This is a genomic window from Mesorhizobium sp. P2_A12 (genome assembly GCF_056405075.1).
Genome location: NZ_JBFUCU010000003.1, coordinates 344,075 through 360,428, shown reverse-complemented (window position 1 = coordinate 360,428; position 16,354 = coordinate 344,075). Strand labels below are relative to the sequence as shown.

The window sequence follows — 16,354 nt, the reverse complement described above, 5'->3', positions numbered from 1 at the left end:
TCCTCAGTGCAGGTTCGGTTGGGCGCCCTGGCCCTTTTCGTCGATCATCGCGCCAGTCCGGAAGCGGTCGAGGCGGAACCGTGCGGCCTCTTCGTGCGATTGATCGCGGGCCAGCAGATGGGCAAAGACAAAGCCTGATCCCGGCGTCGCCTTGAAGCCGCCGTAGCACCAGCCGGCGTTGAGGTAGAGCCCGTCGACGGGCGTCTTGTCGATGATCGGCGAGCCGTCCATCGACATGTCCATGATGCCGCCCCACTGGCGCAGCAGGCGCACGCGGCCGATCATCGGCATCAGCGCCATGCCGCCCTCGCAGACGTCCTCCATCACAGGCATGTTGCCGCGCTGGGCGTAGGAATTGTAGCCGTCGATGTCGCCGCCGAAGACCAGCCCGCCCTTGTCCGACTGGCTGACGTAGAAATGGCCGGCACCGAAGGTCATGACACCGGGGATCAGCGGCTTGATCGCTTCGGAGACGAAGGCCTGCAGCACATGGCTTTCGATCGGGAGGCGTAGCCCCGCCATCGCCGCGACCCGCGACGAACTGCCGGCGACCGCCATGCCGACCTTGCCGGCACCGATCTTGCCGCGCGAGGTCTCGACGCCGGTCACCTTGCCGTTGGCGTCGCGGCTAAAGCCGGTCACCTCGCAGTTCTGGATGATGTCGACGCCGAGCGCGCTCGCCGCATGGGCATAGCCCCAGACCACGGCATCGTGGCGCGCCGTACCGCCACGCCGCTGCAAGAGCCCGCCCTGCACGGGAAAGCGCGCATTGTCGAAGTTCAGGAACGGAATCATCTTCTTGACCGCGGCGAGGTCGAGCAGTTCGGCATCGATGCCGTTGATGCGCATGGTGTTGCCGCGCCGCGCATAGGCGTCGCGCTGCGCGTCGGAATGGTAGAGGTTGATGACGCCGCGCTGGCTGACCATCGTGTTGTAGTTGAGGTCCTGCTCCATTCGCTCCCACAGCTTCATCGACAATTCGTAGAAGCCGGTGTTGCCGGGCAGGCCGTAATTGGAGCGGATGATGGTGGTGTTGCGGCCGGCATTGCCGGAGCCGATCCAGCCTTTTTCCAGCACGGCGACATTCCTGATGCCGTACTCGCTGGCGAGAAACCATGCGGTGGCCAGGCCATGGCCGCCGCCGCCGATGATCACCACGTCGTAGCGATCCTTCGGCGTGGCGTCGCGCCAGGTGCGCTGCCAGTTCTTGTGGCCGGACAGGGCGGCGCGGGCGAGCGAGAAGATCGAGTATTTCATCAGTTCATTCCGAGGTCGCTCGCATTCGCTGAGAGTTAGATATCCAGCGTGTGGTCGCGCTCCCATTGCGTGAAGTGCGAAGCATAGGAATTCCATTCCTGGTGCTTCAGCTTTAGGTAGGCCGACGAGAATTCCTCACCCAGCGCCGCCTTCAGCGATTTGTCCTTGTCGAACTCGCGCAGCGCGTCGAGCAGGTTGAGCGGCAGCTTCGGCGCGCCCTTCACGGTATGGCCGTGCTGGTACATGTCGATGTCATAGCGCTTGCCTGGGTCGGCCTTCGAGCGGATGCCGTCGAGGCCGGCGGCGATGATGACAGCCTGCAGGAGATAGGGGTTAGCCGCGCCGTCGGGCAGGCGCAGTTCGAAGCGGCCGGGCCCGGGCACGCGCACCATGTGGGTGCGGTTGTTGCCGGTCCAGGTTACAGTGTTCGGCGCCCAGGTCGCGCCCGAAATGGTGCGCGGTGCGTTGATGCGCTTGTAGGAATTGACCGTCGGGTTGGTGATCGCGGCAAGCGCGGAGGCATGCTTCATGATGCCGCCGAGGAAATTCTTGCCCTTGGCTGACAGGCCGAGTTCCATCGCATTGTCGGCGAAAACGTTGGTCTTGCCGGCCTTGTCCCACACCGAGATATGCGCGTGGCAGCCATTGCCGGTCAGGCCCTGGAAGGGTTTCGGCATGAATGTCGCGCGCAGGCCATGCTTTTCCGCGATCGACTTGACCATGAATTTGAAGAAGGAATGCTTGTCGGCGGTGGCGAGCGCATCGTCGAAGGCCCAGTTCATCTCGAACTGGCCGTTGGCATCCTCATGGTCGTTCTGGTAGGCGCCCCAGCCGAGCGCCAGCATGTGGTCGCAGATCTCGGCGATGACATCGTAGCGGCGCATCACTGCTTGCTGGTCGTAGCAGGGCTTCGACGCGGTGTCGTATTCGTCGGAAATCGTCTTGCCGTCCGGCGAGATCAGGAAGAACTCGGCCTCGACGCCGGTCTTGACGTGCATGCCGTCGCTGGCCGCCTCGGCGATCAGTCGCTTCAGCGTGTTGCGCGGCGCCTGGTCGACCTCCTTGTCGTCCATGATGCAATTGGCGGCGACCCAGGCAACTTCCGGCTTCCACGGCAGCTGGATCACCGAATCCGGATCCGGCACCGCCAGCATGTCGGGATGGGCCGGCGTCAGATCGAGCCATGTGGCGAACCCGGCAAAGCCGGCGCCGTCCTTCTGCATGTCGGCGATGGCCTGCGCCGGCACCAGCTTGGCACGCTGGCCACCGAACAGGTCGGTGTAGGAAATCATGAAATATTTGACGTTTTTCGCCCTTGCGAATTCTGCAAGATCAGTTGTCACGGAAGTTCCCCATTTTTTTGTCGATTGGTGGCCCCAGAGCGTGTGGGCTTCGGCCCTTCGTTGATCAGAAGCCGTTCTTCCCCGGTATCCAGTTGGTGCCGGCCAACGGCACGCCTGCCATCGCGGCTGCCTCGATCGTCAGCGCGACGAGGTCCTCGGGTTCGAGATTGTGCAGGCTGTTCTTGCCGCAGGCGCGGGCGATCGTCTGAGCTTCGAGCGTCATCACCTTGAGGTAGTTCGCCAGCCGGCGCCCTGCAGCAACCGGGTCGACGCGCTTCATCAGTTCCGGGTCCTGCGTGGTGATGCCGGCCGGGTCGCGGCCCTCGTGCCAGTCGTCATAGGCGCCCGCCGTGGTGCCGAGCTCGTTATACTCGGCCTCCCAGCGTGGATCGTTGTCGCCGAGCGCGACAAGGGCAGCCGTGCCGATCGAGACCGCATCGACGCCCAGCGCCAGCGCCTTGGCGACATCGGCGCCGTTGCGGATGCCGCCGGAGACGATCAGCTGCACCTTGCGGTGCATGCCGAGATCCTGCAGTGCCTGCACCGCCGGCCTGATGCAGGCAAGCGTCGGCTGGCCGACATTTTCGATGAACACTTCCTGCGTGGCCGCCGTACCGCCCTGCATGCCGTCGACGACGACGACATCGGCGCCGGCTTTCACGGCAAGCGCCGTATCGTAATAGGGGCGGGCGCCGCCGACCTTGACGTAGATCGGCTTTTCCCAGTCGGTGATTTCGCGCAGTTCGAGGATCTTGATCTCGAGATCGTCGGGTCCGGTCCAGTCGGGATGGCGCGAGGCCGAGCGCTGGTCGATGCCTTTCGGCAGCGTGCGCATTTCGGCGACGCGGTCGGAAATCTTCTGGCCAAGCAGCATGCCGCCGCCGCCGGGCTTGGCGCCCTGGCCGACGACGACCTCGATCGCATCGGCGCGGCGCAGGTCGCGCAGGTTCATGCCGTAGCGCGACGGCAGGTATTGGTAGACCAGCGTCTTCGAATGGCCGCGCTCTTCCTCGGTCATGCCGCCGTCTCCGGTCGTGGTCGAGGTGCCCGACAGGGTCGCGCCACGCCCGAGCGCTTCCTTGGCGGGACCGGACAGCGAGCCGAAGCTCATGCCGGCGATGGTGATCGGGATCTTCAGTTCGATCGGCTTCTTGGCGTGGCGCGAGCCCAGCACGACGCTGGTGTCGCAGCGCTCGCGATAGCCTTCGAGCGGATAGCGCGAGATCGAAGCGCCGAGGAACAGCAGGTCATCGAAATGCGGCAGCTTGCGCTTGGCGCCGGCGCCACGGATATCGTAGATGCCGGTCGCCGCGGCGCGGCGGATTTCAGAAAGCGTGTAGTCGTCGAAGGTCGCGGATTTGCGCGGCGTCGTCGGCGGGTTCCTGTAGGTCATGCTGCCTCAATACGCGTCGGCGTTGTCGATATTGAAATTGTAGAGCGTGCGCGCCGAACCGTAGCGCTTGAACTCTGCCGCCTTGACGCCGGTGACGCCGGCGCGGTCGAGCAGGCCTTGCAGCAACTCCAAGTGTTCGGCCCGCATCTCCTTGGCGATGCAGTCGGCGCCGAGGCTGTCGACCTTGCCGCGCACGAACAGCCGCGCCTCGTAGATGGAATCGCCCAGCGCGTCGCCGGCATCGCCCAGCACCACCAGATTGCCAGACTGCGCCATGAAGGCCGACATGTGGCCGATATTGCCGTGCACGACGATGTCGATGCCCTTCATCGAAATGCCGCAACGCGACGAGGCATTGCCTTCGATGACCAGCAGGCCACCCTTGCCGGTGGCGCCGGCATACTGGCTGGCATCGCCCTTGACGGTGATCGAACCCGACATCATGTTCTCGCCGACGCCGGGCCCGGCCGAGCCATGCACGGTGATGGCGCTGCCAGAATTCATGCCGCCGCAATAATAGCCGACGCTGCCGCGCACATCGATGGTAACAGGCTGATCGACGCCGACGGCGACCGAATGGTTGCCTTTCGGGTTCAGCACTTCCCACGCCGTTTCATTCGAGCCGGGCGCCAGATTATGCAGCGCCTGGTTGAGCTCGCGCAACGACATCTGGTCGAGGTCGAAGACCCGGGAAGCGTGGTCGTGCGCCGCCGTCTTTGAAAGTTTGGTTGCCGGCATGAACTCAATGCTCCCAGAAATAGACAGTTGCGGGCTCGGGTTCCCAGACCCTCGCATTGTCTATGCCGGGCAGTTTGGTCAGCGCACGATACTCCGAGCCGAAGGCGACATACTGGTCGGTCTCGGCCATCACGGCGGGCTTGCAGGCGATCGGATCGCGCACCACGCCAAAGCCGTTCTTGGTGCCGACGACGAAGGTGAAGAAGCCGTCGAGGTCGGAGAGCGTGCCCTCCAGCGCTTCGCCGAGATTCTTGCCGTGCGCCATCTGCGAGGAGAGATAGGCGGCCGCGACCTCGGTGTCGTTCTCGGTCTCGAAGGTCATGCCTTCGCGGATCAGTTCGCGGCGGACATTGTTGTGGTTGGACAGCGAACCATTGTGCACGAGGCACTGGTCGGCCCCGGTCGAGAACGGATGCGCGCCCATCGTCGTCACCGCCGATTCCGTCGCCATGCGGGTATGGCCGATGCCATGCGTGCCGGTCATGCTGCGGACATCGAAGCGATCGACGACCGCCTCCGGCAGGCCGACCTCCTTGTAGATCTCTACAACGTCGCCGGCACCCATGATGCGGATGTCGGGGCGCAGCGTCTGGATCGCCTCGCGCGCTTCGTCGATCTTGGCGGGCGCGGTCCTGACGACAGCATGGGTCGATTTCACGGAGATTGTCACCGGCGTGCCGATGGCCTTGGCGAGTTCGGCCTCGAGGCCGCGGAAATCGCGTTCCGGCTTGGCCGACTGGATGGTGATCTTGGCCTCATTCCTGGAAGGCGCGCCATAGATGGCGATGCCGGCGCTGTCCGGACCCCGATCGCTGAGCGAGATCAGCATCTGCGACAGCATCGAGCCAAGCTGGGGTTCCAGCGACTTGTCCTTCAAAAACAGTCCGACAATTCCACACATGTCAGCCTCCCGATGTTTGCAGCTCTGAGATGATGTACCGAATGAGTCTCCCGAATTCAATCGTATGAAAAAAATTTTCCTCCAGTTACGTATGCGTCTCAACGCCGCTCTGCGCACCGTCGTTGGCTCGCCTGGCATTGTGAACCCATTTGGCGGTGCGGATGCGGGCTATCCTGTAGGCGTCGAGGATCGACAACGCATAAATCAGGAAGCCGCCGGCATGACGGCCGACGAAGCTGGCGTCCGGCGGTGCGATCTTGGCGGTGACCCATGCCAGGATCACCATGAAGAAAAGAAATTGCAGGCCGCGCACCGGCACGCCCAGAATGACATGTCCGCTCGCCGGCAGCACGATTGCCGCGCCCAGCACCAGATACGGGTTGGGAGGGGCGGGTACAGTGACGGAACTGGTCATGCGGCCTGCCGTTCGCTTTTGTTGATGGCGTCGCGAAGTGCCGACACCGACACCAGCAGCTTTTCAATCAGCGATGGGTCGAGCGTGGCATCCCCAAATTCGGCTTGCCGGAAGACGCCGTAGCGCGCCCGCTCGGCCTCGGCCAGCAGCCAGACGATGCGTATGCCCTTGGGCGTGATCAGCAGTTCCTTGGCGCGCCCTTCGGAGAAGATCTCGATATGGCTGGCGATGATATTTTGGGGAAACCGCGCGCCCCTGCGATCAGTGCGCAACACGGCCTCGGCTGGAAATCCTGGAGCCTTCGGCAGCGTATGGTCGAGATGATCGAAATTGGAGAAGGTCGTCGGCGAGCCCGGCCGGATCATCATGTCGAAAGTGCCGGGCACCGACACGGGCTCGGTGATCGAGACGCTCAGCCAGCGCGCCGGAAGTTTTCGTGTTGCCAGCGTGTCGACGATCGTGCGCACCTGGACGTGTCGGCCCTTCCAGGAACCTTCCCATGTGATGACACCGGCGGTGCCATCCGAAACATCGGCAGCGTCGGCAATGACGGTACGAACGCTGGCATGGTCGATGGCGAGCGCCACTGACGCCCTGTTGCGGCTGGCGCGCGCCAGCCAGGCAAGATGAAGGACGAGGGCCAGGACAATTGCCCCGGCAAAGAGTGCTGACGTCACCTCGGACATTTTGTCATGCCAGGCCCGTCCAGGATCCGGACGGGCCTACTCCCATCAATAACCCTGCGGCTTCGGCCACGGCATGGTGAACTGATCGCCGCGCCGCACGAATTTGTAGCGGTAGAAATGAAACCATAGCGAGATCAGGAAGTAGAAGGCGACCATGGCGATCAGCTGCGAGCCGAAGCCGAGGAAAATGGCGAAGAAGGTCACCACGCACAGGCAGAACAGCACGATAGCCGGCAGCGGATGGAACGGATGCGTGTAGCCGCGGCGGATCGAGCCGAGCGGCCACTTCTTCCTGAACATGATGATGTTGATGCTCATGAACGTGTATTGCAGCACGCCCGACAGGATCGAGAAGGTGATCGCCTGGTTGAGGTCGGCGATGAAGGCGAAGGCCAGCGCGATCGGCAACAGGAACAGGATCGAGCGATAGGGCGTGCGATATTTCGGATGCACGGCCGAGAACCATGTCGGCAGATAGCGGTCGCGGCCGAGCGAGAACCAGGCGCGCGCCGCGTCGTTGATGCAGCCATTGGCGGAGGCCAGTGCGGCAAGCAGCGTCGCGATGAACAACAGGTTCTCGAGCAACGGGCTGCCGGTCAGCTTGCCGGCATCCCACAGCGGGTAGTAGGTGATTCCCAGATATTCCCAAGGCATCATCGAGGCGCAGACATACCAGGTCATGGCGGCGGCGATCAAAAGCGTGATCATGCCGGCCATCGTGCCGTAGGGCAGCGAGCGGGCGGGCGAGCGCACTTCCTCGGCTGCCTGCGTGGTGCCCTCGATGCCGAGATAGTACCAGATGCCGAACTGGAAGGCGGCAATGACACCGATCCAGCCATAGGGCAGGGCGTTGTCGGGTGTGACCAGTTCGTTGAGCTTCAGCACTGCGCCCTGCGTCCACGGGCTGACCGAGAAAAACAGGATGACGATCGAGATGTAGGCGATTGCGGTGATGACGAAGTTGACGTTCAGCGTCATCAGCACGCCGCGATAGTTCAGCCATGCCAGCACCACGATGGTGGCGGCGATGAAGGAATTGTGGGTGAGCCCTTCGACCCCCGCCTTGGCGACGATGGTGTCGCCGAGCAGGATCGCGTCGGACACTTCGAGCATGGTATAGGCAAAGACCAGGAACAGCGCGACATTGAAGGCCATCAGCGGCCCGACAATGTGCTTTGCCTGCGCATACTGGCCGCCGGCGGCGGCGACGGTCGATGTCACCTCGGAATCGATCATCGCGACCGAGGTGTAGAGCAATCCGACGAGCCAGCAGACGATTAGCGCGGCGAGTGCGCCGCCCTTGTCGGCGGCAAAATTCCAGCCGGTGAATTCGCCGACCAGCACGATGCCGACTCCGAGCGCCCAGACATGGGCCGGGCCGAGCACGCGCAGCAGTGAGACCCTGTCCCCGTGGATTACCGGTTCAAGTGTGATCGTCATTGTTCAATCCCCACTCAGATCCGGTGTTTTTCGGAAACGGCTTCCAATTCGCCTTCGCGCGACGAGGTCAGCACCTCTTCTGAGAAGGTCGTGTCGACCTTGAACCAGTCGTAGAGCATCCACAGGGCAAGCACGATCGAGATGCCCCAGCATGCGTAGGAGAGTGCCATCCACATGATCGTGTCCCCCGATTGTTCGTGGAAAGTTTTTACTTGTCGTCGAACTTTTCGTTGATGACTTCGCGATATTCGCGGTCGGAGGCGCGGAACAGGAAGACGAAATAACCGATAAGCACCGCGGCCATGATGATCAGCGTTGGCCAGTCGATGACATAGTGGAAGCGGTTCCGGATGATGTCGTGCGCGGTCTCGGGCGTGTAGCCGAGCTTCTCCCAGATCGAGGCCATGGTCGCGTTCTGGCCGAGCGCCTCCCAGGTCTTGGTATCGAGTGCATCGATCGATTTGGCCGCACCCGCCAGCCCGAGTTTCAGCGGCAGCCACAGGGCGACGAAGATGGCGACGACAACGACGACGATATCGAAAATCTGTCCGGCCTTGCTCTGCTCCGGCGGTTTGTAGCGCGACATATCTTCTACCCCTTCAGGACTTGCGGTTGCGGAACGCGTCGGCGTTCTTGATGTCGAGCCCGTAGATGAAGTCCTTGTCTTCCTTGTAGTGCTTGACCATCGCCAGGATGGCGGCCGTGTTGAAGATCAGCACGGCGGCCGCCGCGATCGCGACGACGACCTTGATGCCGCTATCGGGGATGTATGGCCACGTCATGAGGAGGACGAAGAGGATCGTCGCCCACAGGCAGACGATCAGGAGCACGGATCCGCGCACGTCGGAACGGTACAGCGCTTCAATGCGCTGCTGCATGTCTGACATCGGTTTTCCCCTTTTTCCGACGCCCGGTTCCGAATCCACCGCGCGCCGCCCTCTTTCAAGAGAGTGAAATTTTTTTCATAAATTCCGTCCGATTTCAGCAATTGTCAAGCCGATTTTACGTTGGGTTAACCGTTTGCTGCGTGCGACGGATTTTGCCTGACAATGAAATTAATTGCTTATGGGTATTGCGGCGCCCGAATGTTTGCGGTCAATATTCGGCCAAAGCCCCCGCCACTGCGCAGGGGGCAGGGAACACAAACGATTTTTCGAAACGGAGGACGAGCGGATGACGGCATCCTGGAGATTTTCAACCCTGGCGGATCGCCATCGCGCCCTTGGTTCGAAGCTCGAAGACTGGAGCGGCATGGGGACTGCCTGGACCTACGACAAGGACGCCGACGAAGAGTACGTCGCCATCCGCACCAAGGCCGGGCTGATGGATGTTTCTGGCCTCAAGAAGGTCCATATCACCGGGCCGCACGCCTCGCACCTGATCGATTTGGCCACCACGCGTGACGGCGAGAAGATCTATCCCGGCAAGTCGGCCTATGCCTGCATGCTGAACGAGGCGGGAAAGTTCACCGACGACTGCATCCTCTACCGCACCGGACCGAATTCCTGGATGGTCGTGCATGGCTCTGGCACCGGCCATGAGGAGTTGCAGCGCGCTTCCGTCGGCCGCGACGTCTCCTTGCGCTTCGATGACAATCTGCATGATCTGTCGCTACAGGGGCCGACCGCCGTCGACTATCTGGCCAAGCATGTGCCTGCTATTCGCGATCTCAACTATTTCCATCACATGCAGACGCAGCTGTTCGGCTTTCCGGTGATGATTTCACGCACCGGCTACACCGGCGAGCGCGGCTACGAGATCTTCTGCCGTGGCCAGGATGCCGGCACGATCTGGGACAGGATTCTCGACGAGGGCAAGAGTGCCGGCATCATTCCGTGCCGCTTCACCACGCTCGATATGCTGCGCGTCGAGAGCTACCTCTTGTTCTATCCCTACGACAATTCGCAGAAATACCCGTTCGACAACGAAGGTCCCGGCGACACGCTGTGGGAGCTCGGCCTCGACTTCACCGTCAGCCCCGGCAAGACTGGCTTCCGTGGCGCCGAGGAGCATTACCGCCTCAAGGGCAAGGAACGCTTCAAGATTTATGGCGTTCTGCTCGACGGCAAGGAGCCGGCCGACGAGGGCGCGCCGGTCTATCGCGACGGCAAGAAGGTCGGCGTGGTGACCTGCGCGATGTATTCGCCGCTGGTCAAGAAATCGATGGGCATCGCTCGGCTCGACGTCGACTGCGCGGTCAAGGACACCAAGCTCGAGATCCGCAACAAAAGCGGTTCGATCAAGGCGACGGCGCAGCCGCTCCCCTTCGACGATCCCAAGAAGACCAAGCGCACGGCCAAAGGTTGAGGCATAGTCAACAGCGAGGGGTTCGAGGAACGAAGACATAAATGGCAGCCAAAAGCATCATCAGCCGGCCCGTTTACGGAACGCTGTCTCCACAGCCCGGCAAGCACCATCTTTTCGTTGCGGATGCGGAGGGCGCGCTGGCGATAGTGGAGATGGCCGAGCGGACCCCGCCAGGGTTTTTCGACGGCGCCGAAATCGTCTTCATCCCCGGCCCTGACGGCAAACACGCAGCCGTGCTCGAAGCGCTGAAGCCGGCGCAGTTTCATGAGGCGCCGTCCTTTGCCAGCCTGCTGCCGCGGCTGAGGCAGACGCTGGCCAATGCGCATATGGGCCTGCGCCTCTATCTGTCCGGCACCGAAGGCCTGATCGGCCAGGCGATGCAGGCCGCCCTTGAAGCCGGCATCGATCACACCTCGATCCAGACCGAGCATCGCGGTTCGCTGGCCCGGCGCATGCAGTGCGTGCACTGCAAGGGCATCACCGAAAACGTCACCACGCAGCCGGCGACCTGCGCGCATTGTGGCTTGCTGCTCCTGGTGCGCGACCATTATTCCAGGCGCATCGCGGCGTTCCAGGGTGTTTGCATCAACGCCGAGGATCGCAGCGAGATTCCTCCGATGGAGGAGATTTTTCGATGAGCACGGGAACGACAAAACTCGATGTCGTGGTCAGCGATGTGGTCCCGGTCAATGACCTCGTCACCCGCTTCCATTTCCGCCGCCGCGACGGCCAGCTCTTGCCGACCTTTTCCGGGGGCGCCCATGTCGTGGTCGAGATGCGCGATGGCGAGCGCACCAGGCTCAATCCCTACTCGCTGATGGGCTCGCCGCTCGACACGCGCGAATATACGATCAGCGTGCGCCGCGACGATGTCGGCCGCGGCGGCTCGCTGTTCATGCACAGGAATGTCAGGCCGGGCCACGAGATGGTGGTCAGCTATCCGGTCAATCTGTTCTCGCTCGACCTGCGCGCCAAAAAGCACCTGATGCTGGCGGGCGGCATCGGCATCACGCCGTTCATGGCGCAGACGGCGCAGCTGGCGGCGGAAGGCGGCAATTTCGAACTGCACTGCACCTGCCGCACCGCCTCGCTCGGCACCTACGCCGATCTGCTGCGCGAGCGCTACGATCGCCGGGTCAGGCTCTATCACGACGACCTTGACGAGCGCATAGAACTCGACCGGCTGTTGTCGTCGCAGCCGCTCGGCACGCATCTCTATGTCTGCGGTCCGGCCGGCATGATCAACTGGGTGCGTGAGCGCGCCGCTATCCTGGGCTGGCCGTCCGAAACCGTGCATTTCGAGCATTTCGCGGCGCCCCAGCCCGGCCTGCCGTTCGACGTGACGCTTGCCGTAACTGGCAAGACGATCAGGGTCGACGAACAGCAGAGCCTGCTCGAAGCGATCGAGGCGGCCGGCGTCGATCCGCCCTATCTCTGCCGTGGCGGCGTCTGCGGCCAGTGCGAAACCAATGTCATCTCGTATGACGGCAAGTTCATCCACAACGACCACTGGCTGAGCGAGGAAGACCACCGCTCGGGCTGCAAGATCATGCCGTGCGTGTCGCGCTTCGAGGGCCGGTCGCTGGTGCTGGAAAGATAGGAGGCGAGCTTGGGAATCACCTTTCGCAAGGAAACGTTCCGCGACGATTTCACCTTCAGGAACAGCCCGGAGCACATCCGGCGGTTCCCGTTCCCGTTCCACGAAGACGCCTACATGTATGCGGTCAACATCGAGCCGCATGTCGTGGGGCCCAAGGGCAGCGTGCTGGAAAACCTGATCGACGTCGACGAGCACTATGTCGCCGAGATGCAGGACCGCGCGCTTGTGCTGGCCGAGGATCCGCTGCGCTGCCAGTCGCTGCCGCACATGACGCTGGCCGGCTGGGACCTGCTGGAGCTCCTGATGGAGCAGCAGGCGCTGGGCTATCCCGAGCATTTCACGCTGATCCGCGACGGCGATCGCTGGCGCTGGATCAACCGGCCGCTCGGCATCGACGACACCTTCACTTTCGGCGACACCTCGACGCTCCCATACGGGCCGATGGAGTACATCACCCGGCAGAGCCAGGGCGATTTCTGCATCCTCGACCAGCGCGACGGCAATCTGTGGATGGATGCCGGCATGGTCACCACCCAGGCCGACTGGTCGCTCGATTTCGACATCGGCATGAACTTCTTCGAGTGGCACGCGCCGGTGCCGCTGGCGCATGAAAAGGGGATTTTCACCCGCGCGCTGAAATTCCTCACCAACATCCAGCAAGGCAAGCCGGCGCGGCGGCTGAATTGGACGATGACCATCAATCCGCGCCTCGATACCAGCCCGGAAAACTATCACAAATGGGGCCCGGACCGGACCACGGTGACCCCGGAGAATGTCGGCGAAAAGGTGCACCTGCGCGTCGAGTTGCAGAGTTTCTGGCGGCTGCCGCGCTCGAACGGCATCGTCTTTCCGATTCGCTGCTACCTGATCAAGATGGACGAACTGGTGACGCAGCCGAAATGGGCACGCCGCCTGCACCGCGTCATCCGCGACCTTCCGGACGAACTCGCCAACTACAAGGGCCTGACGCGCTATCGCCCGACGCTGGTCGAGTGGCTCTCGAAGCTGGACGATGGCAGCCCGACATCGCCGGGATTTGGTCCGGACTAACCCGCGCTGTTCTGCGGATAGCAGATGATCGAGAGATAGCGCATCGGCAGCCGTGTCAGTTGTTCGGGACCGTGCGGCGCATCGGCATCGAAGAACAGGCTGTCGCCGGGCTTCATCGGATACAGGTTGCTGCCGTGCCGGTAAACGACCTCGCCTTCGAGCATATAGAGAAACTCCATGCCCTCATGCTGGAAGGTCGGGAACACATCCGAATCCTCGGTCAGGGTGATCAAATAGGGTTCGACGACGACGCCGCTGGTGTTGGAGCCGATATGGCCGAGCAGATTGTACTGGTGACCGGCGCGCGTGCCGCGACGCTCGACGTCGAGCCCTTCGCCGGCCTTGACGAAGACGGCGCTGCGCTCCTCCTCGAAGCGGCGGAAGAAGGCGGTGACCGGAACGCCGAGCGCCCGCGACAACGCCTGCAAGGTGGTCAGCGACGGCGAGGTGATGCCGTTCTCGATCTTCGACAGCATGCCCAGCGAAATGTCGGTGGCGACCGCCAGATCGGCGACGGTGATGCCGAGCTTCTTGCGGAATGCCCGCACCTCGCGGCCGATCGCGACCTCCAGCACTTTTTCGCGGGTGTCGCGAATGGCGTGCGGGTTCTGCGTCAGCGGCGCCCGGATGGTCTTGCCGTCCGACGAAACCTTGGGCAGAGGCTTGGCCTTCGCGCCGGTAGGGCCGGCACCAGGCTTGGGATCGGAAATCTTGTTTGCCATGTCGCCCTCGGACTCTGCGGATTTATTTCACTCTAGGTGAACATGTCAGGTGCCGATACATGAGCGCAACCGCGACGGCAAGTCGCCTGAAGGCGCATGCACCCGATCCCGTGTTTGGTCGCGCGAGGTTTTGCGCGAAATCCTCACAGCCGAAACGCTGTTTCGCCACAGGAACTGTTGACAGCACGAACGGGCCAATTACTGTCCTGTGAGTGAAATTTGTTTCGTAAGAGCAATTCCAGGAAAAGTGTGAAACGGTTTCCGTCCGGGATTGCGTCAAACAAAAAGTCGAAATCAGATCGGGAGGCCTGCAATGAAAAGTCGCGTTGCCGTCATCGGAGCCGGGCCGTCCGGCCTGGCACAGCTCAGGGCCTTCAAGTCGGCCGCCGACAAGGGCGCCGACATTCCCGAGATCGTCTGCTTCGAAAAGCAGTCCGACTGGGGCGGCCTGTGGAACTACACCTGGCGCACCGGCCTCGACGAGCACGGCGATCCCGTGCACGGCTCGATGTACCGCTACCTCTGGTCGAACGGACCGAAGGAATGCCTGGAATTCGCCGATTACACCTTCGAGGAGCATTTCGGCCGGCCGATCGGCTCCTATCCGCCGCGCGCCGTTTTGTGGGATTACATCAAGGGCCGCGTCGAAAAATCAGGCGTGCGCAAATGGGTGCGCTTCAACAGCCCGGTGCGCATGGTGACCTTCTCCGAGACGACGAAGAAATTCACCGTCACCGCGCATGACCGCACCAACGACATCACCTATTCGGAAGAGTTCGACAATGTCGTCGTCGCCTCCGGGCACTTCTCGGTGCCCAACGTGCCCTATTTCGAAGGGTTTTCGACCTTCAACGGCCGCATCCTGCACAGCCATGATTTCCGCGATGCGATGGAATTCAAGGGCAAGGACATTCTGATCATCGGCCGCTCCTATTCGGCCGAGGACATTGGTTCGCAGTGCTATAAATACGGCGCCAAATCGATTACCTCCAGCTACCGCTCGAAGCCGATGGGTTTCAAATGGCCGGAGAACTGGAAAGAGGTGCCGCTGCTCCAGAAAGTCGTCGGCAAGACCGCGCATTTCAAGGACGGCAGCACCAAGGATGTCGATGCCATCATCCTGTGCACCGGCTATCTCCATTCCTTCCCCTTCCTCACCGAGGATCTGAAGCTCAAGACCGCCAACCGCATGTGGCCGGACGGGCTCTATGAAGGCGTCGTCTGGGAGAAGAACCCGAAGCTGTCCTTCATCGGCATGCAGGATCAGTTCTACACCTTCAACATGTTCGACGCGCAGGCCTGGTTCGCGCGCGACGTCATCATGGGCCGCATCAAATTGCCGTCGGCCGAAGCGATGGCCGCGCATGGCGCCAAGTGGCGGGCACGCGAGGAAACGCTGGAAGACGCCGAACAGATGATCTGGTTCCAGGGCGACTACACCAAGGAATTGATGGACCAGACCGATTATCCCGGCTTCGACGTCGAGGCTGTCAACAAGACCTTCATGGAGTGGGAGCACCACAAGGGGGAAGACATCATGAGCTTCCGTGACCACGCCTATCGCTCACTGATGACCGGCACCATGGCGCCACTGCACCATACGCCCTGGCTGCAGGCACTGGACGATTCGATGGAGAGCTATCTCGAGGTGAAAGGCGTCGCGGCGGAGTAGCGAGGCGCGCCGGCTTCAATCGAGCGGATAGTCGGGCGGAGCGTCGGTCTCCGTCACCTTGACCGACAGCACGTCGCTGTTGTTGGCAAAGTCGGGGCCATCGCCGCGCACTGCCAGCGTGTCGGCCATCAGCAGGAATGTCATGGCGGCGAGGGCAGGTCCGCTCGGCTCTTCAGGCCATGCGAAGATGCCGTCGGCGTTGGCGCCGAATTTCACATCGTGGCAGACGAATTCAATCTCGACCTTCCAGCATCGCAGCGGCCTGATATCGCCGGGCGGTGGGTGCGGCGGGTCGGGAAGCTCGAAATGATTGGCGACAAGGATTTTGGTCGGCACCGCCGGCATGATGCCCTTGCGATTGAAGGCGGCGATAGCGTCGTCACGGAACCGGTCGAGCAGGCCTTGCCCCGACAGCCGGTATGGCTCGCGGAAAAACCCTCCGGCCCAGACCGACTCGTCGTTGACGTTGGAGATCAGCAGAGTGGCGCGGAAGCGGCGCAGCCTTGGCGCCAGCGCCTGCCAGTCGCTTTCGGCAGGCGTCGCCGGCGTTGCGATGAACGCGTCGAGAAGGTCGCTGCCGCGCACCGGATTGTCCAACACCGAGCAGTCTTCGCCGTAGAGGTGCCAGAGTTGGCGCAACTCAGCGGCAGTGATGCCGGGCTTGCGCAGTTCCTCCAACGAGGCGCGAACCCGCGCGATGGCATAGGCCGTCGCCGCCTCCAGCGTGCCGAAGCCCGAAACGAGTAGTTCGCCGTCCGGCTCGCCGTTTCTGGCCATGTCGAAAACGAGGACGGTAAAGGGCGGTTCGCCTGGCTCAGACATTCGGCACC

Annotated in this window: 18 protein-coding genes; 5 read left to right on the top strand and 13 right to left on the bottom strand. The window is 62.4% G+C overall.

Annotation, left to right across the window (positions count from 1 at the left end; translation table 11 throughout):
• Positions 1–3 precede the first annotated feature (3 nt).
• From AC1DZU_RS09325 to AC1DZU_RS09275, 11 genes are all read right to left on the bottom strand, one after another.
• Positions 4–1,257 carry a sarcosine oxidase subunit beta family protein gene (locus tag AC1DZU_RS09325; RefSeq protein WP_477283878.1) on the bottom strand — a complete coding sequence of 418 codons (1,254 nt, stop codon included), beginning with the start codon at positions 1,255–1,257 and terminating at the stop codon, positions 4–6.
• 35 nt (positions 1,258–1,292) lie between these two features.
• On the bottom strand, positions 1,293–2,600 hold the full coding sequence (gene glnT, locus AC1DZU_RS09320; protein WP_477283876.1) for a type III glutamate--ammonia ligase: 1,308 nt from the start codon (positions 2,598–2,600) through the stop codon (positions 1,293–1,295).
• A gap of 64 nt (positions 2,601–2,664) precedes the next feature.
• Entirely contained in the window at positions 2,665–3,993 is a 1,329-nt protein-coding gene (locus AC1DZU_RS09315) for an FMN-binding glutamate synthase family protein (protein ID WP_111546931.1), read from the bottom strand.
• A gap of 6 nt (positions 3,994–3,999) precedes the next feature.
• Complete coding sequence (locus tag AC1DZU_RS09310) at positions 4,000–4,731, bottom strand: GltB/FmdC/FwdC-like GXGXG domain-containing protein (RefSeq protein ID WP_477283874.1); 732 nt, start codon at positions 4,729–4,731, stop codon at positions 4,000–4,002.
• A 4-nt stretch (positions 4,732–4,735) separates the two neighbouring features.
• Positions 4,736–5,632, bottom strand: coding sequence for a class II glutamine amidotransferase (locus tag AC1DZU_RS09305; RefSeq protein WP_477283872.1), 897 nt, complete (start codon positions 5,630–5,632; stop codon positions 4,736–4,738).
• An 85-nt stretch (positions 5,633–5,717) separates the two neighbouring features.
• Positions 5,718–6,047: a hypothetical protein gene (locus tag AC1DZU_RS09300; RefSeq protein WP_477283870.1), complete on the bottom strand. Its 330-nt coding sequence runs from the start codon at positions 6,045–6,047 to the stop codon at positions 5,718–5,720.
• Entirely contained in the window at positions 6,044–6,733 is a 690-nt protein-coding gene (locus AC1DZU_RS09295) for a hypothetical protein (RefSeq protein ID WP_477283868.1), read from the bottom strand. The genes AC1DZU_RS09300 and AC1DZU_RS09295 overlap by 4 nt, the downstream gene beginning before the upstream one ends.
• Before the next feature lie 45 nt (positions 6,734–6,778).
• Entirely contained in the window at positions 6,779–8,173 is a 1,395-nt protein-coding gene (locus tag AC1DZU_RS09290; RefSeq protein WP_477283866.1) for an APC family permease, read from the bottom strand.
• Between the two features lie 14 nt (positions 8,174–8,187).
• The gene (locus AC1DZU_RS09285) at positions 8,188–8,349 is read right to left on the bottom strand and encodes a hypothetical protein (protein WP_095088222.1); all 162 of its coding nucleotides are present in this window, start codon (positions 8,347–8,349) and stop codon (positions 8,188–8,190) included.
• A gap of 32 nt (positions 8,350–8,381) precedes the next feature.
• Positions 8,382–8,759 carry a hypothetical protein gene (locus AC1DZU_RS09280; RefSeq protein ID WP_095088224.1) on the bottom strand — a complete coding sequence of 126 codons (378 nt, stop codon included), beginning with the start codon at positions 8,757–8,759 and terminating at the stop codon, positions 8,382–8,384.
• Between the two features lie 13 nt (positions 8,760–8,772).
• On the bottom strand, positions 8,773–9,060 hold the full coding sequence (locus AC1DZU_RS09275) for a hypothetical protein (RefSeq protein ID WP_095088227.1): 288 nt from the start codon (positions 9,058–9,060) through the stop codon (positions 8,773–8,775).
• Between the two features lie 286 nt (positions 9,061–9,346).
• Between AC1DZU_RS09275 and AC1DZU_RS09270 the strand changes: the two genes are divergently transcribed.
• Genes AC1DZU_RS09270 through AC1DZU_RS09255 form a run of 4 tightly spaced genes read left to right on the top strand, consistent with a single transcriptional unit; the run spans position 9,347 to position 13,130 of the window.
• Positions 9,347–10,480 (top strand): aminomethyl transferase family protein, encoded by a 1,134-nt coding sequence (locus AC1DZU_RS09270; protein WP_477283863.1) that lies wholly within the window; start codon positions 9,347–9,349, stop codon positions 10,478–10,480.
• Positions 10,481–10,521: 41 nt separating this feature from the next.
• Entirely contained in the window at positions 10,522–11,118 is a 597-nt protein-coding gene (locus AC1DZU_RS09265) for a dimethylamine monooxygenase subunit DmmA family protein (protein ID WP_477283861.1), read from the top strand.
• Positions 11,115–12,080, top strand: a complete 966-nt coding sequence (locus tag AC1DZU_RS09260) for a PDR/VanB family oxidoreductase (protein WP_477283859.1) — start codon at positions 11,115–11,117, stop codon at positions 12,078–12,080. The genes AC1DZU_RS09265 and AC1DZU_RS09260 overlap by 4 nt, the downstream gene beginning before the upstream one ends.
• Positions 12,081–12,089: 9 nt before the next feature.
• On the top strand, positions 12,090–13,130 hold the full coding sequence (locus AC1DZU_RS09255) for a heme-dependent oxidative N-demethylase family protein (protein WP_477283857.1): 1,041 nt from the start codon (positions 12,090–12,092) through the stop codon (positions 13,128–13,130).
• Here the strand turns inward: AC1DZU_RS09255 and AC1DZU_RS09250 are convergent.
• Entirely contained in the window at positions 13,127–13,852 is a 726-nt protein-coding gene (locus AC1DZU_RS09250; RefSeq protein ID WP_477283855.1) for a helix-turn-helix domain-containing protein, read from the bottom strand. The genes AC1DZU_RS09255 and AC1DZU_RS09250 overlap by 4 nt on opposite strands.
• Positions 13,853–14,165: 313 nt before the next feature.
• Here AC1DZU_RS09250 and AC1DZU_RS09245 point away from each other — a divergent pair, with 313 nt between their 5' ends.
• Entirely contained in the window at positions 14,166–15,524 is a 1,359-nt protein-coding gene (locus AC1DZU_RS09245) for an NAD(P)-binding domain-containing protein (RefSeq protein ID WP_477225953.1), read from the top strand.
• Positions 15,525–15,539: 15 nt separating this feature from the next.
• On the opposite strand, the gene AC1DZU_RS09240 is transcribed toward AC1DZU_RS09245, so the two are convergent.
• Positions 15,540–16,346, bottom strand: coding sequence for a hypothetical protein (locus tag AC1DZU_RS09240; protein WP_477283852.1), 807 nt, complete (start codon positions 16,344–16,346; stop codon positions 15,540–15,542).
• Positions 16,347–16,354 lie beyond the last annotated feature (8 nt).

Bases quoted from the DNA above. Each gene is read 5' to 3' on its own strand.
- AC1DZU_RS09265 (WP_477283861.1), top strand. From the start codon at position 10,522: ATGGCAGCCAAAAGCATCATCAGCCGGCCCGTTTACGGAACGCTGTCT.
- AC1DZU_RS09245 (WP_477225953.1), top strand. From the start codon at position 14,166: ATGAAAAGTCGCGTTGCCGTCATCGGAGCCGGGCCGTCCGGCCTGGCA.
- AC1DZU_RS09315 (WP_111546931.1), bottom strand. From the start codon at position 3,993: ATGACCTACAGGAACCCGCCGACGACGCCGCGCAAATCCGCGACCTTC.
- AC1DZU_RS09240 (WP_477283852.1), bottom strand. From the start codon at position 16,346: ATGTCTGAGCCAGGCGAACCGCCCTTTACCGTCCTCGTTTTCGACATG.
- AC1DZU_RS09280 (WP_095088224.1), bottom strand. From the start codon at position 8,759: ATGTCGCGCTACAAACCGCCGGAGCAGAGCAAGGCCGGACAGATTTTC.
- AC1DZU_RS09310 (WP_477283874.1), bottom strand. From the start codon at position 4,731: ATGCCGGCAACCAAACTTTCAAAGACGGCGGCGCACGACCACGCTTCC.
- AC1DZU_RS09270 (WP_477283863.1), top strand. From the start codon at position 9,347: ATGACGGCATCCTGGAGATTTTCAACCCTGGCGGATCGCCATCGCGCC.
- AC1DZU_RS09305 (WP_477283872.1), bottom strand. From the start codon at position 5,632: ATGTGTGGAATTGTCGGACTGTTTTTGAAGGACAAGTCGCTGGAACCC.
- AC1DZU_RS09260 (WP_477283859.1), top strand. From the start codon at position 11,115: ATGAGCACGGGAACGACAAAACTCGATGTCGTGGTCAGCGATGTGGTC.
- AC1DZU_RS09290 (WP_477283866.1), bottom strand. From the start codon at position 8,173: ATGACGATCACACTTGAACCGGTAATCCACGGGGACAGGGTCTCACTG.
- AC1DZU_RS09250 (WP_477283855.1), bottom strand. From the start codon at position 13,852: ATGGCAAACAAGATTTCCGATCCCAAGCCTGGTGCCGGCCCTACCGGC.
- AC1DZU_RS09275 (WP_095088227.1), bottom strand. From the start codon at position 9,060: ATGTCAGACATGCAGCAGCGCATTGAAGCGCTGTACCGTTCCGACGTG.
- AC1DZU_RS09295 (WP_477283868.1), bottom strand. From the start codon at position 6,733: ATGTCCGAGGTGACGTCAGCACTCTTTGCCGGGGCAATTGTCCTGGCC.
- AC1DZU_RS09300 (WP_477283870.1), bottom strand. From the start codon at position 6,047: ATGACCAGTTCCGTCACTGTACCCGCCCCTCCCAACCCGTATCTGGTG.
- AC1DZU_RS09285 (WP_095088222.1), bottom strand. From the start codon at position 8,349: ATGTGGATGGCACTCTCCTACGCATGCTGGGGCATCTCGATCGTGCTT.
- AC1DZU_RS09325 (WP_477283878.1), bottom strand. From the start codon at position 1,257: ATGAAATACTCGATCTTCTCGCTCGCCCGCGCCGCCCTGTCCGGCCAC.